The organism is Actinophytocola sp. (assembly GCF_036402745.1).
Taxonomy (GTDB): Bacteria; Actinomycetota; Actinomycetes; order Mycobacteriales; family Pseudonocardiaceae; genus Actinophytocola.
In genome coordinates, this window is the sequence record NZ_DASWSJ010000414.1 from 1 (window position 1) to 15,168 (window position 15,168).

General features: G+C 74.3%; 5 protein-coding genes. 1 reads left to right on the forward strand and 4 read right to left on the reverse strand.

The features are described from left to right. From VGD70_RS36210 to VGD70_RS36225, 4 genes are all read right to left on the reverse strand, one after another. The coding region (locus VGD70_RS36210) for a UbiA family prenyltransferase (protein WP_414638139.1) at positions 1 to 834 on the reverse strand (834 nt) is incomplete at its 3' end. 14 nt (positions 835 to 848) lie between these two features. Next, positions 849 to 3,539 (reverse strand): PEP/pyruvate-binding domain-containing protein, encoded by a 2,691-nt coding sequence (locus VGD70_RS36215; protein WP_331089574.1) that lies wholly within the window; start codon positions 3,537 to 3,539, stop codon positions 849 to 851. Continuing rightward, on the reverse strand, positions 3,530 to 4,204 hold the full coding sequence (locus tag VGD70_RS36220; RefSeq protein ID WP_331089576.1) for an isoprenylcysteine carboxylmethyltransferase family protein: 675 nt from the start codon (positions 4,202 to 4,204) through the stop codon (positions 3,530 to 3,532). Before VGD70_RS36220 ends, VGD70_RS36215 begins: the two co-directional genes overlap by 10 nt. Further along, on the reverse strand, positions 4,204 to 5,082 hold the full coding sequence (locus VGD70_RS36225; protein ID WP_331089578.1) for an AfsA-related hotdog domain-containing protein: 879 nt from the start codon (positions 5,080 to 5,082) through the stop codon (positions 4,204 to 4,206). The genes VGD70_RS36220 and VGD70_RS36225 overlap by 1 nt, the downstream gene beginning before the upstream one ends. A gap of 349 nt (positions 5,083 to 5,431) precedes the next feature. On the opposite strand from VGD70_RS36225, the gene VGD70_RS36230 reads away from it, so the two are divergent. Beyond that, the coding region (locus tag VGD70_RS36230; RefSeq protein WP_331089580.1) for a type I polyketide synthase at positions 5,432 to 15,168 on the forward strand (9,737 nt) is incomplete at its 3' end.

Genomic DNA, 15,168 nt, shown 5'->3' on the forward strand with positions numbered 1-15,168 from the left:
GAAGCTGGTGAGCACGAACAGCGCGGCCGACCGGTACGGCCAGCGGGGCAGGCGGTCGCGGTGCAGGCGCCAAGCCGCGGCCGCGGGAATGCCCAGCGGCAGCAGCGTGAGAAGGACGGTCCAGTGCCACGGTCGTGCCGCGGCGACCACCAGGGCGGTGGCCACGACGGCGCAGGCCACGGCCGCGGTGGCGGTGCCACCGACGCCGAGGCGGGTCACGTAGGTCCGCTCGCCAGCTCGAGGTGTCCTCGTCGTCTTGCGGGCGAACTCCACATGCTGGAACGCGAGCGTCACCACGGCGATGCCGGCGACACCGGACCAGGACGGCGGTAGGTCCATGGAGTGCAGCAGCGCGGCGTAGAGGTAGGCGTTGATCAGCAGTTGGACCGGCAGGTTCACCAGCAGACCCGTCAGCATCGCGTCTCCGGGCGGCCACTGCCACCGACGGTCCACCCAGATCACCAGGAGGGCGTACCCGAGCTGACCCGCGAGCACGCACATGACCGGCCAGCGCCAGGCGTTGAGGACCAGGGCCAGCGCCGACCCGGCGGCCACCAGGACGGCCAGGTCGCCGACCCGCACCGCACCGCGAGCCAGCGGCCGATCGGGGTTGTACCGCCGGTCGTAGTCCCGGTCGCGGATGTCGTCGAGCGCGCGCATCAGCAGCAGGACGATGCCCAGGGTGACGGCTGTGCGCAGGATCCCGGGATCCGGTCGCCAGCCGAGGATCCGCGTGTCGGTCAGAGCACAGGCCCCCGTCGCGCCGGCCGTCCACGCGACGGCCAGCGGAACGTAGGTGCCGAGCGGGAAGCTGCCCGCGACGTAGGCTGACAGCCGGCCGGCGAGGCCTACTCGCCGAGCACCCGCACCGTTCCGGTCTCGCCATCGATCTCGAGCAGGTCGTCGTCGCGGATCAGCGCGGTCGCGTCCGGCACGGACACCACCGTCGGGATGCCCAGCAGCCGGCCGGTGATCGCGGTGTGCGACAGCAGAGTGCCGCGTTCCACGACCATCCCGCGCGCGGCCATCATGAGAAACAGCCATCCGGGATCAGTCTCCTTCGCAACGATGATGCGGTCCCGGCAGGAATCCGCCCCGATGTTCGGGTCCAGCACGACCTTCGCCGGATAGCGGACCTTTCCCTTGCTCGACGGCAGGCCGTGCAGCTCGGCGCGGGCGTTCCGCGCCGCCGCGGGCTCTCCACGATCGGGCCACTCCTCCGGCACCGGCCGGTCCAGCGGGGTGGCCGGCGCGGCGTCGAGGTCGGGCCGGCCCGCCGCGGCCAGGCGCGCGGCCCGCCGGCGACGAGCCACCTCCCGGAGGTCGGCGTCGACGAGCGTGCCGTCGTAGGCGCCGAAGACCTCCTCGACCGTGAGGTCGAAGACGTCGCTGCGGTCACCGAGGCGGCCGGCGTCGACCAGGTGGTCGCCCAGCCGCCACAGCAGGTGCCGGCTCAGCCCGAACAGCTGGCTGCGGCAGAACCGGGTGTCCTCGCGCGCGGTGACGAACCAGCGCAGCGCCGCCACCAGCGCGCGGATCAGCAGTCTGCGGACCCTGCTGGGGCATCGCCTGCGCAGGTCGCGGTCCACCTCCGCGCGGCTCGCCGCCTCGCGGGCCCTGCTGTCGGCCACCGTCAGCCCGTTCTCGATCATCGGCCGGAGCGTCTCCACGATCATGCCGGGACGCTGCCGGGGCGAGATCTGCTCGAGCTTGAGGTCGTGCAGCCCGCGGTCGCCGTAGTGCCGCAGGTGTTCCCGCGCCGCGTCCGCGAGCTCGGCGCCGTACTCGCCGCCGACCAGTTCGCGCCACACCTCGTCGGGGTCGGCGGACCGGATGCGGTCGACGAACCGCGGTTGGCACCCGGCCAGCTCGGCCAGCCGGATCGCCGACCGCACGCCCCGCACCGACCGGTTCTCCCGGCCGCCGAGGAGCAGGCCGCCGACGATCTCATGCTCGTCGACCGCCAGCCAGCGCCGCAGCAGCGCCGAGACCGCGGTGGCGGAGCTGAGCATGAAGAAGGAGTTGGCCAGCGTGACGCCCCAGCGATCCCCGACCTCGGCCCACAGCCTCCGGTGGCCGGCGATCAGCTCCTCCGGCGACCAGCCGTCCATCCCGTCGTACCGGGTGACGAACCCGTCCCACCACCGCAGAAACCCGTGGACCGAGCGGGGGAGCAGAATCAGCCGGACCGCCAGGGCGGGGAGCGCCCGCAGCGCCCGGAGCTTCTCGCCGCGAGTGGCGCGCTCGCCCGCGGGCAGGCCCATGGACTTCTCCCACCACGGTCGCATCAGCGCGAAACCGGGAAGCTGGCCGTGCAGGGCGAACCACGCGTCGAGCCGGTAGTGCACCCTTCCGTCCAGCAGGCCGATCATGCGGTTGAGGTGGTGCTCGGCGGTCCGCAATCGCCGCTGGGGCACGCCCAGCCGGCGGTAGGCGTCGCGGAAGATCAGCCGGTAGAAGACCCGCGCCTGGGAGAACGTCAGCGCGCCGCTGACCCCGGGGAAGCTCTCCGTGACGTTCCGGTTGCTCCACTGGATGACCGGCGCGTCGCGCCCGGTGCCGGCGAACACCACCGGCCTGGCCTGTACCAAGTGGACGGAGCCGGCCGCGTCGATGGTGCCCTCGATGTCCTGTGGCGACCCGAAGAATGCCTCGACCTCGGCGGCGAGCGTGGCGACGCGGCGGCACTCGTCGTCGGTGAGCACGGGTCGCTCGGCCGACTCGGGCGGCACCGGGAGCGTCGCGGGAAAGCCGTCCGCGCCGGGAGCGACCATTCGCTTCTTGGTGACCAACTCGGCCCGGACCTCGGCGGTGGCGGCGTCGACGAAGAAGTGGTCGATGTCCGCGCGCTCCTGGACGACACCCTCGCCGATGCCGTGGGCCGCGGCGATGACGGTGACCTCCTCGCGTGTCCGCGGATCCCTGCTGAACGCGACGAACGACCGCACCCCGAGCACCATCCGCTGGATCGCGACCGCCACCCGGGCCGAACTCGGCGCCAGCCCGCGGCGGGTGCGGTAGCCCACCGACTCGGGGCGTAGTCCCGACGCCCAGCACCCGGCCACCCGGCGCGGCACGTCCGGTCGGCGGACGTAGAGGAACGACTCGGTGAGCCCGGCGAAGGCGTCCCCAGCGCTGTCCTCACCGCCGTCCTCGCCCGCGCCGTGCTCGTCGGCGACGACGCAGGCGCGCACGGCGACCACGGCCTCGATGGTCTCGGTGTCCTCGGTGGGCTCGTCGTCGCGCAGCGAATCGAAGGCGCGCAGCACCTCGTCGGCGAGCCGGCCCGGTAGCGGGTTGGCCGCGAGCGCCGCCGACGCCGTTCGCGACCAGTCGAGCACCTCCTGCTCCGGGGTGCCGGCCGGCGGCGCGCTCGACCGCTCGCGCATGACCGCGTCGAACTCGTCCACCGGGACGCAGTGCAACTCGGGTACCGGAAAGCCGGCCTGTCGCAGGCGCTCCTGCCGGGCGAACTTGTGTCCGACCCGGGTCGGGTCGAGCAACGCCGCGTCGCCGGGACGCAGCACGGTCAGCGCCACCGGAATCCGCCCAGCACGCCGGCGCGGGTGCGCGCGAACTCGCGATAGCCCGGCATGTCCCACAACGCTCGCTCCTCGGTACGGGCGCGCCAGTACACGGCGCCCGCCAGAGCCAACAGCGCCAGCACGGCGACGGGGTGGTGGAAGAAGCCGACGAAACCGAGGTTGGCCACGAGCATTCCGGTGTACGCGGGGTGGCGCAGGTATCGGTACGGGCCGGTGGTCACCACGTGGTGCCCGGTGCGCCGGACGACGTGATGGGTGTACTGGGCGCCCAACTCCCGGATGGCGGCCAGCCTGAGCACCACGCCGGCGCCGAACAGCAGGAACGGCACGAGAATCCAGCCCGACCAGCCGTCCCACGGAATCGGCGGGACGACCGCGCCGACGATCAGCAGAACTCGAGCGCACGCGTAACCCAGCATCGTTCGGAGCTCGGTGGGTGATTCGGCGAGCCTGCGGAAGGTCACCGGAGCCTCGACGCCCAGCCACACCAGGTGGGCGAGGATGAACACCACCGCCGCCAGCGTCGCCGCATCGGCGGCGCGGGGCAGGAGCTGGACCAGCCGGACGACGAGGATCGCGAGCGTCGCGATCAGCATCGCCCTGGTGAGCCAGGTGGCCAGCACGGCGCGCCGGTCGACTTCGGTCCGGGTGCCGATCATCACGCCTCCTTGGCACGAATGCGGCGGTAGGCCGCCGGCGAGGCTGTGAAGTAGTCGAACGCGATGCGGCCCGCGGGTTTGGCCCCCGGGTCGCCGGCGAGGATGTCGAGTTCGACCCGTGGGCGGCCGCGCCCGGGTCGGGTCGGCGCCCACCGCAGGTAGCTCGGGAATCGCAGTCCGCACGGCCATTCGCCGTCGATGCCGAGCAGGACGAACTGGGTGTCCATGGGCTGGCGGTGAACCTCGTGACAGATCATGGTGGCGAACTGGCGGGCCGCGTCCACCACGGCCTCGGCCCGAATCGCGTCGCGCGTGCCGCATGCCAGCGGATGCCCGGCGGCCGGCCGGCGGATGGCGACCAGCCGGTCGCCGTTCCGCTCCACCATCCTGCTGGCCATGACGTTGCCCGGCCGCGCCCGGTGCACCAGTTCCGCCGCCGCCGGCTCGTCGAAGGCGGGATCCGCATTCGATCGGGCCTGCTCCGCGGAAATCGCCGGCTGGTACCCGAACCGTCCGGTGCAGACGTCTCGGTTCCGCTGCCTGAGCTGTATCGAGATCACCGTGTCCGGCAGGTGTTCGAGTTCTTGGCGCGAGACCAGATCGATCGTCTCGCCGAGCTCGCAGAAATGCAGGAATTCCGCCGACATCGTCAGCCGCCGACCGCTCCGCTCCGGTGAGGCGGGCTCGATGGCACGTACCGTGTTCAGCATTCCGCTGAGCAGGTACATTCCGGGCACGTGGTCGAGTGGGTGATCGAAGACGTACGGATCCGAGCGGTCAGGCTCCAGTATCGCCAGCTGGTTGGTGACTCCTGGACGGGAGACCGGGGAGGTTCCAGATCGTGCCGTCCGGTCGCTTCGCTCTCGGTGAATGATCATTCTACCTCCTCCTCAATGAGTGAGTCGGTGAATTGTCCGTAGTGGCGGACTAGTCATTTCCTGACAATTCGGTATGCCGGCGTAGGCGACTCCAATGCCCGCGGAGCTGGCGGGAGTTCCGCTCACCGCGGAACGGAGCAAATCGGAGAGAGTCGGCCGGATTTCCTGCCCGCATGCTCGCGACACTCGGCCGCCCGGCGGGCGCAGGTGCGTCCGACGCCGACGGTAGGCGGAGATGACTAAGGGTTTGCCCAGCGTGCGCGCAGCACGATCACAAACCGGCGGCGCCGCGAACCGGCTGTCGGGACCGTCGATCGGCTGCCGGTGACCTCGTAGTGGAGGGGAACTGATGGACACCGAGCAGCGGCTACGCGACTACCTCAAGCGAGCCGGCGCGGACCTGCGGCGGACCCGCCGACGCCTCCAGGAGGTCGAGGACGCCGCGCACGAGCCGATCGCGATTGTCGGCATGGGCTGCCGGTACCCGGGCGGCGTAGCCTCGCCGGAGGACCTGTGGCAGCTGGTGGAGCAGGGCCGCGACGGGGTGACCGGCCTGCCGACGGACCGCGGCTGGTACCTCGACGCGCTCGGCGGCGCGGCGACGCACGCCGGCGGGTTCCTGCACGACGCGCCGATGTTCGACGCCGACTTCTTCGGCATCTCCCCGCGTGAGGCGCTCGCCATGGACCCGCAGCAGCGCGTGCTGCTGGAGACCACGTGGGAGGCGATCGAACGGGCCGGCGTCGACCCCTTGTCCCTCAAGGGAAGCCGGACCGGCGTGTTCGTCGGCGCGATCCAGCAGGACTACCGGCCCGGCCCCGCCGACAACATCGAGGGCTTCGCGCTCACCGGCAACACCGCGAGCGTCCTGTCCGGTCGGGTCGCCTACGCACTCGGCCTGGTCGGTCCTGCGCTGACGGTCGACACCGCGTGTTCGTCGTCGTTGGTCGCGATGCACCTGGCCGCACAGGCGCTGCGCGCGGGGGAGTGCACGCTGGCGCTGGCCGGCGGTGTCACCGTCATGCCCAGCCCGGCGACCATCACGGAGTTCAGCAAGCAGGGCGGCCTCGCCGTCGACGGCTACTGCCGCTCGTTCGCCGACTCGGCCAGCGGGACCGGCTGGGCCGAGGGCGTCGGCGTGCTGCTGCTGGAGCGGCTGTCGGACGCCCGCCGCCACGGCCACCGCGTGCTGGCCGTCCTGCGTGGCTCGGCGGTCAACTCCGACGGCGCGTCCAACGGGCTCACCGCACCCAACGGCCCGTCCCAGGAACGCGTCATCGAGCAGGCGCTCCGGGACGCGCGGCTGTCGGCCGACCAGGTCGACGCGGTCGAGGCGCACGGCACCGGCACCCCGCTGGGCGACCCGGTGGAGGCCGAGGCGCTGCTCGCCACCTACGGGCGCGGGCGCGCGAAGGAACGGCCGCTGTATCTGGGGTCGGTCAAGTCGAACCTGAGCCACACGCAGGCCGCGGCCGGCGTCGCGGGCGTCATCAAGATGGTGATGGCCATGCGGCGGGACGTGCTGCCACGCACCCTGCACGTCGACCGCCCGACGTCGCAGGTGGACTGGTCCACGGGCGGGGTCCGCCTGCTGACGGAGAACGTGCCGTGGCCGCCCGGCCGCGAGCCGCGCCGGGCCGGAGTCTCCTCCTTCGGGCTCAGCGGCACCAACGTGCACACGATCATCGAGGAGGCGCCCGCCGCGGACGATCCCGACACGGGGCAGGACGACACTGCGCAGGACGACACGGCGCACGCCGGGCCGGTGCCGCTGCTGCTGTCGGCCCACTCGCCGGACGCGCTGCGGGCACAGGCTCTCTCACTGTCCACTATGGACTTTGTACCTCCCGACGTGGCGTACTCGCTCGTCACCACCCGGTCCCGGTTCCCGTACCGCGCCGTGGTCGTCGCCACGGATGCGGCCACCGCGCGGGAGGGACTCGCCGCGCTCGCCGACGGACGTCCCGCCGACGGCGTGGTGCACGGCCGGCCCCGCCTCGCGGTGCTGTTCGCCGGGCAGGGCTCGCAGCGCCTCGCGGCCGGACGTGCGCTGTACGACCGGTTTCCGGTGTTCGCGGCGGCCCTCGACGAGGTGCTCGCCCACCTCGACCCCGGCCTGCGCGAGGTGATGTGGGGGGAGGACCCCGACGCGCTGAGCGCGACCGAATGGGCGCAGCCGGCGCTGTTCGCGGTCGAGACCGCGCTGTACCGCCTGATCGAGTCGTGGGGCATCGTCCCCGACTTCCTCGCCGGGCACTCGGTCGGCGAGGTCACGGCCGCACACGTCGCCGGGGTGCTGTCGCTCGCCGACGCCGCGGACCTCGTCACCGCCCGGGGCCGGCTGATGCAGGCGCTTCCTCCCGGCGGTGCCATGGTTTCCGTGGCCGCCGCCGAGGACGAGGTGCGGCCGCTGCTCACCGAGGGCGTGTCGCTCGCGGCGGTGAACGGGCCCGCCTCGGTGGTGCTGTCCGGCGACGAGGACGCGGTCACCGACCTCGCCGACCGCCTCGCCGCGCAGGGCCGGCGGACCCGGCGGCTGCACGTGTCGCACGCGTTCCACTCGCCGCGCATGACGCCGATGCTCGACCCGTTCCGTACGGTGGTGGAGCGTCTCTCGCCGCGCGAGCCGCTGCGGCCGGTCGTGTCGACCGTGACCGGCGAACCGGCCTCGGTCGAGCGGTTGACCTCGCCCGACCACTGGGTGGAGCACGCCGGCGCCACCGTCCGCTTCGGCGACGCGGTCGCCTGGTTGCGTGACCACGGCGTCACCACGTTCCTGGAGTTGGGTCCGGACACCGCGCTGAGTGCCCTGGTCTCCGGTACAGGCACAGGCACAGGCCCGGACCTCACCGCGCTGTCCGCGCTCCGGCCGGGGCGCGGTGAGGTGGAGAGCATCACCACCACCGTCGCGGCCCTCGACGCCCGTGGCGTACCGGTCGACTGGGCCGCGTGGTTCGACGGCACCGGGGCGTCCACAGTGGACCTGCCGACCTACCCGTTCCAGCGCCGCCGGTTCTGGCCACGCGACGGTGCCCAGGGCGGCGGCGACCCGCGCGCGGCCGGACTCGGCGCGGCGAACCATCCCCTGCTGTCGGCGGCGGTGTCGCTGGCCGGGTCGGACGGGGTGCTGCTCACCGGCCGGGTGTCCGCGCAGGCCCAGCCGTGGCTCGCCGACCACGTCGTCGGCGGCGCGGTCCTGGTGCCCGGCGCGGCTCTGGTGGAGCTCGCGGTGCGTGCGGGTGACGAGGTCGGCTGCGACGAGGTCGCCGAGCTGACGCTCACCGCGCCGCTGGTGCTGCCGCCGCACGGTGCCCTCCAACTCCAGGTGTGGGCCGGCCCGCCGGACGCGACCGGTACCCGCCCGCTGGAGATTCACGGGCGGCCGGACGGCGCCGGCGACGAGGCGTGGACGAAGTACGCCACCGGCCTGCTCGGCACGTCGCCGGATCGCCAGCAGTCCACGAGGCCCATGGCGCCCATGACCGAATGGCCGCCCCCTGGCGCCGAACCGGCCGACCTGACCGGCTTCTACGACCGGACCGCCGCGACCGGGCTCGCCTACGGGCCGGCCTTCCAGGGACTGCGCGCGGCCTGGCGCGCCGGCGACCACGTGTTCGCGGAGATCGCGCTACCGGCTGCCGCCGGCGAGGCGGGAGCGTTCGGGCTGCACCCGGCGCTGCTCGACGCCGCCCTGCATGCCGCCCAGCTCCTGGCACCGGACGGGGACACTGAGGTCGCCGAGGCCGCGTTGCCGTTCTCCTGGACGGGCGTGCGGCTGCACGCCGGGGGAACGGAGGCGCTGCGCGTCCGGCTCACGACCGCCGAGAACGGCCGGCTCACGCTCGACCTCGCCGACCCCGGCGGCGCACCCGTGGCGACGATCGGCTCGCTCGCCCTGCGCGCCCCCGCGGCCGGCGTGGTGCCGGCCACCGCTGATCGGGACTGCTACCGGCTGGTCTGGACCGGCGCCCCGGACACGCTCGCCACCACCGGCGAACTCGCGGTGCTCGGGTCCGATCCGTTCGCCCTGGCCGACATCCTGTCGGTGGACAGCGGGCCGGATCTCGATGGGCTGGCCGCCGGGGCCGCGCCCGCCCACGTCCTGGTGTCGGTCCACAGTGGAGGGTCGACGGATCCGGTCACCGCGGCGCACGACCTGACCGGTGCCGCGGTCGACCGGATCCGGGAGTGGCTCGGCGACGACCGGTTCCCCCGGACGCGGCTGGTGTTCGTCACCCGCGGCGCGACGGACGGTACCGACTGCGCGGCCGCCGCCGTCTGGGGCCTGGTTCGCACGGCGCAGACCGAGCACCCGGACCGCTTCGTGCTGCTCGACCTCGACCCGTCCGGCCCTGGCACGGAACAGGCCGTCCGGGCGGCGCTCGGGACCGGCGAACCGCAGGTCGCCGTCCGCGCGGGAGTCGCGCTCGTGGCGCGCCTGGCCCGCCTGCCGGAGTCCCCGCCGGAGTCCCTGCCGGAGTCCGTGGCAGGCGGGACCCGTTGGAGCGCCACGGGAACCGTGGTCGTCACCGGTGGCACCGGCGGGATCGGCGCGCTCATCGCCCGCCACCTGGTCGCGCAGTACGGCGTGCGGCACCTTCTCCTCCTGAGCCGCAGCGGTGCGGCCGCGCCGGAGGCCGCCGGCCTGGTCGTGGAGCTGACCGGCCTCGGCGCGGCCGTGGACGTCGTGGCGTGCGACGCCGCCGACCGGGTCGCGCTGGCCGAAGCCCTGTCGGCGGTTCCGGACGCCCACCCGGTGACCGCCGTGGTGCACGCGGCCGGTGTGCTCGACGACGGTGTGGTCACCGCACTGACCCCGGCGCGGCTGGCGGCGGCGCTGCGTCCCAAGGTCGACGCCGCGTGGCACCTGCACGAGCTGACCGCCGACCTCGATCTCGACGCGTTCGTGCTGTTCTCGTCGGTGGCCGGTCTGTTCGGCACGCCAGGACAGGGCAACTACGCCGCCGGAAACGCCTACCTCGACGCGCTCGCGACCTCTCGACACGCGGCCGGACTGCCCGCCGTGTCGATCGCCTGGGGACCGTGGGAGGCGACCGGTGGCATGACCGGCGCCCTCGGCGCGGACGACGTGCGGCGGCTGCACCTGCGCGGCACCCCGCCGATCGCCCCCGACCACGGCCTCGCGCTGTTCGACCATGTCGTCGGTGCTGCCGTCCGCGCCGCCGACCCGGTGGTCGCGGCCGTCCGCCTCGACCTGCCGGTGCTGCGGTCCGCTCCGGCCGTGCCGCCCGTACTGCGTGGCCTCGTCCGCGTGGCCCGGCCGACGGCGGCCGGCGGGCCCGCGGCGGCCGGCGGGCTGGCCGACCGGCTGCGCCGGCTGGACGAGGCCGGCCGGCGCGAGCTGGCGACCGACCTCGTGCGGGAGCAGGTCGCCGCCGTGCTCGGCCACCGCGACACCCGCGCACTCGATCCGCACCGCGCCCTGTCGGACCTCGGCTTCGACTCGCTCACGGCCGTCGAACTGCGCAACCGGCTGTCGACCGTGACCGGGCTGCGGCTGGCCGCGACGCTCGCGTTCGACCATCCGACCGTGGCCGCGGTCGCCGCGCACGTGATCGCCGAGACGCTCGGTACCACCGGCTCAGGCGTTCCCACAGTGTCCATTGCGGACAGTACCGACGACACTGCCGATCCGGTGGTGATCGTCGGCATGGGGTGCCGGTTCCCCGGCGGCGTCGGCTCGCCGGAGGACCTGTGGCGCCTGGTGGCCGAGGGCCGCGACGCGATCACCGGCTTCCCCACCGACCGCGGCTGGGACCTCGACGCGCTCTACCACCCGGACCCGGACCACCCCGGCACGTCCTACACCCGCTCGGGCGGGTTCCTGCACGACGCCGCCCGCTTCGACCCGGAGTTCTTCGGGATGAGCCCGAGGGAGGCCGTCGCCACCGACGCCCAGCAGCGGCTGCTGCTCGAGACGAGCTGGGAGGCGCTGGAACGGGCCGGCATCGACCCGAAGACCCTGCGCGGCAGCCGGACCGGCGTGTTCACCGGCATCATGTACGGCGACTACAGCGCCGTGCTGGCGGAAGCCGAGTTCGACGGCCACCGGGGCACCGGGACCTCGGCGAGCGTGGCCTCCGGCCGGATCGCGTACGTGCTGGGCCTGGAGGGGCCGGCGGTCAGCGTCGACACCGCGTGTTCGTCGTCGCTGGTGGCCATGCACTGGGCGATGCAGGCCCTGCGGGCCGGGGAGTGCTCGCTCGCGCTCGCCGGTGGCGCGACCGTGATGGCCACCCCCGCTGCGTTCGTGGAGTTCTCCCGGCAGCGCGGCCTGTCGCCCGACGGTCGGTGCAAGGCGTTCGGGGACGCGGCCGACGGCGTCGCCTGGGCCGAGGGCGCGGGCGTGGTGGTGCTCGAGCGGCGTTCCGACGCGCTGCGCAACGGTCACCGGATCCTCGCCGTGGTGCGCGGTTCCGCCGTGAACTCCGACGGCGCCTCCAACGGGCTGACCGCCCCGAACGGCGGGTCCCAGCAGCGGGTGATCCGGCAGGCCCTCGCGGCCGGCGGACTGTCCACATCGGACGTCGACGTGGTCGAGGGGCACGGTACGGGCACGTCGCTCGGCGACCCGATCGAGGCGCAGGCGCTGCTCGCCACCTACGGCCGGGACCGCGACCAGCCACTGCTGCTCGGCTCGGTGAAGTCGAACCTCGGCCACACGCAGGCCGCCGCCGGTGTCGCCGGGGTGGTGAAGATGGTCGAAGCGATGCGCCGCGGCGTCGTGCCGGCCACCCTGCACGCCGCCACCCCGTCGTCCACAGTGGATTGGGCGGCCGGTGACGTCCGGCTCGTCACCGAACCCACCGAATGGCCGGACACCGGAAGGCCGCGCCGGGCGGCGGTGTCGTCGTTCGGGTTCAGCGGGACGAACGTCCACCTGATCCTGGAACGGCCGGAGCCGGACGCCCCGGCGCCTGCCCGGCCCGCGGCGCCGGGACCGGTGCTCGTCTCCGGCCGCACCCCGGCGGCGCTGCGGGCCCAGGCCGCCCGCATGCTGTCCACACTGGACGATCACGCTGTCGGCGACGTGGCGTACTCGTCGGCGCTCACCCGGACCGGGTTCACCCAACGGGCCGTCATTCAGGCCGCCGACACCGAGACACTGCGCCTGGCCCTTGCCGCGCTCGCCGCGGGCCGGCCCGACCCCGCGCTGCTGACCGGCGAGGCGGCTCCCGGGGGTCGGGCGATCCTGTTCGCCGGCCAGGGTGGCCAGCGCGTCGGCACGGGACGCGGCCTGTACGACCGGTTCCCGGTGTTCGCCGCCGCGTTCGACGAGGTGCTCAGCCACCTCGACCCCGGCCTGCGCGACGTGCTGTGGGGCGACGACCCGGAACCGCTCGACCGCACCGGCTGGGCACAGCCCGCGCTGTTCGCGCTGGAGGTCGCCCTGTACCGGCTCCTCACCTCGTGGGGCGTGCGGCCGGCCGCGGTCGCCGGGCACTCGGTCGGCGAGCTCGCGGCCGCACACGTGGCAGGCGTGCTGTCGCTGCCCGACGCGGGTGCCCTGGTGTCGGCCAGGGCCCGGCTCATGGAGGCCCTGCCCGACGGCGGGGCCATGGTCGCCGTCCGGGCCACGGAGGAGGAGATCACCCCGCTGCTCGGGGACGGCGTGAGTATCGCCGCGGTCAACGGGCCGACCTCCGTCGTCCTGTCCGGCGCCGAGGACGCGGTGGCGGCGGTCGCCGCCCGGTTCCCGAAGACCAGGCGGCTGCGTACCAGTCACGCGTTCCACTCCGACCTGATGACCCCGATGCTGGCGGAGTTCCGCCGGGTCGCGGCGGGCCTCACCTACACCCCGCCCGCGATCCCCGTGGTGTCCACGGTGACGGGCGCGGTCGCCGACGAGGAGCTGTGCTCGCCGGACTACTGGGTCGACCACGTCCGCCGCACGGTCCGGTTCGCCGACGCCGTCACCACGCTGCACGGCCTGGGCGCGCGTACGTTCGTCGAACTCGGCCCGGACGGCGCACTCACCGCGATGGCGTCGGAAGTCCTCGGTGACGGCGACTCGGCGCTCGTTCCGGTGCTGCGGGCGGATCGGGACGACGAGGCCTCGGCCGCCGTCACCGCGCTGTGCCGCCTGCACGTGCGTGGCGTCGACGTCGACTGGCGGACCTTCTTCGCCGGCTCCGGTGCGCGCCTGGTCGACCTGCCCACCTACGCGTTCCAGCACGAGGCGTACTGGCCCGTCGCCGGCGTGGCGCGGGCGTCCCGGCCGGACCGGTGGCGCTACCGCGTGGGCTGGACGCCGCTACCGGTGCCGGCGCAGGCGCGGCTCGCCGGAACCTGGCTCGTGGTCGGCGATCCGGACCTGGCCGACGCGCTGCGCGGGCTCGGTGTGGACGTCCGCGACGTCCTCGACGCCGACTCGGTCGCCGTGGCCGAGACCGGTGACCTGGCCGGCGTGCTGGCGACCGTGCCCGACCCGGCGAGCGTGCTGACCCTGCTGCGCGAGCTGCCGCCGGACGCTCCACTGTGGATGGTGACCCGCGGCGCCGTGTCCACCGGCGACGGCGACCCGGTGACCGATCCCGCGCAGGCGGCCGTGTGGGGCCTCGGCCGCACGGCCGCACTCGAGTACCCGCGCCGGTGGGGCGGCCTGATCGACCTGCCGCCCGGCCCGGCCGGTGACCTGGCCGGTGACCTGGCCGGAAACGTGGTCGGCGCGCTGGCCGGCGTCCTCGCCGGCCCCGGCGACGAGGACCAGCTCGCCGTGCGCGCGACCGGCGTCCACGGCCGGCGGTTGCTGCGCCACCCGGTCCCGGCACCGGCCGGCGACATTCCGATACGCGGCACGGTGCTCGTCACCGGCGGCACCGGTGGACTCGGCGCGGAGGTGGCCCGCTGGCTCGCCGGCCAGGGTGCGTCCCGGCTCGTCCTCACCAGCCGCCGCGGCCCCGGCGCTCCCGGCGCCGACGACCTGCGCGCCGAGCTGTCCGCTCTCGGCGTCGAGGTCGACATCGCCGCCTGCGATGTCGCCGACCGGGACAGCCTTGCCGCGCTGCTGGACCGGGCCGGGCCGCTCGCCGGTGTCGTCCACGCCGCCGGGGTGAGTACCTTCCGCCCGCTCGCGCAGACGACGGCCGCCGACCTCGCGTCGGACCTGGCGGCGAAGGTCGACGGTGCCGCGAACCTGCACGCCCTGCTCGGCGACCGCGAACTCGACCTCTTCGTGTTGTTCGGCTCGATCGCGGGCGTCATCGGCAGCGGCGCCCAGGCGGGGTACGGGGCCGCCAACGCCTACCTGGACGCCCTCGCCGAGTACCGGCGGGCGGGTGGCCTCGCGGCGACGTCCGTCGCATGGGGACCGTGGGCCGGCGCCGGGATGGCGGCAGGCGAGCACGAGGTCGAGCACCTCGCGCGGCGCGGCCTGCGCCCGCTGCCGCCCGACGCGGCCCTGGACGAGCTGCGTGCGGCCATCCTGCGCGGCGAGCCCACGGTCACGGTCGTCGACGTGGACTGGTCGCGGTACGAGCCGATCTTCACCGCGGCCCGGCCGAGCCCGCTGCTCGGCGAACTCGTCGAGGCGCCAACGGTCACGGGGAACACCGGTACCGAACTCGCCGGCCGGCTCGCCACGATGGACGAGCCCGCCCAGCGACGTCTCCTCGTCGGCCTGGTCCGCGCCGAGGCGGCCGCCGTGCTCGGCCACGACAACGCCGACGCGATCGCCGAGCGGCGGGCGTTCCGGGACCTCGGGTTCGACTCGCTCACCGCCGTCGAGCTGCGCGGCCGGCTCGCCACGGCGACCGGCCGCCCGCTGCCGTCCACCCTGGTGTTCGACCACCCGAGCGCGGTCGATCTGGCCGAGGCGCTGCGCGCCGAACTCCTCGGGTCCGGTCCGGCGGTAGTCGTCCCGGCCGCCACCGGCGACCCGACGGCCGACCCGATCGTCATCGTCTCGATGGCCTGCCGCTTCCCCGGCGACGTCACGGATCCGGAGGGGTTGTGGCGGCTCGTGGCCGACGGCGTCGACGCGATCTCGTCCTTCCCGGCCGGGCGCGGCTGGGAGCACGCGGCGCTGGTCGACCCCGACCCCGACCGGTTCGGCACCACCTACTG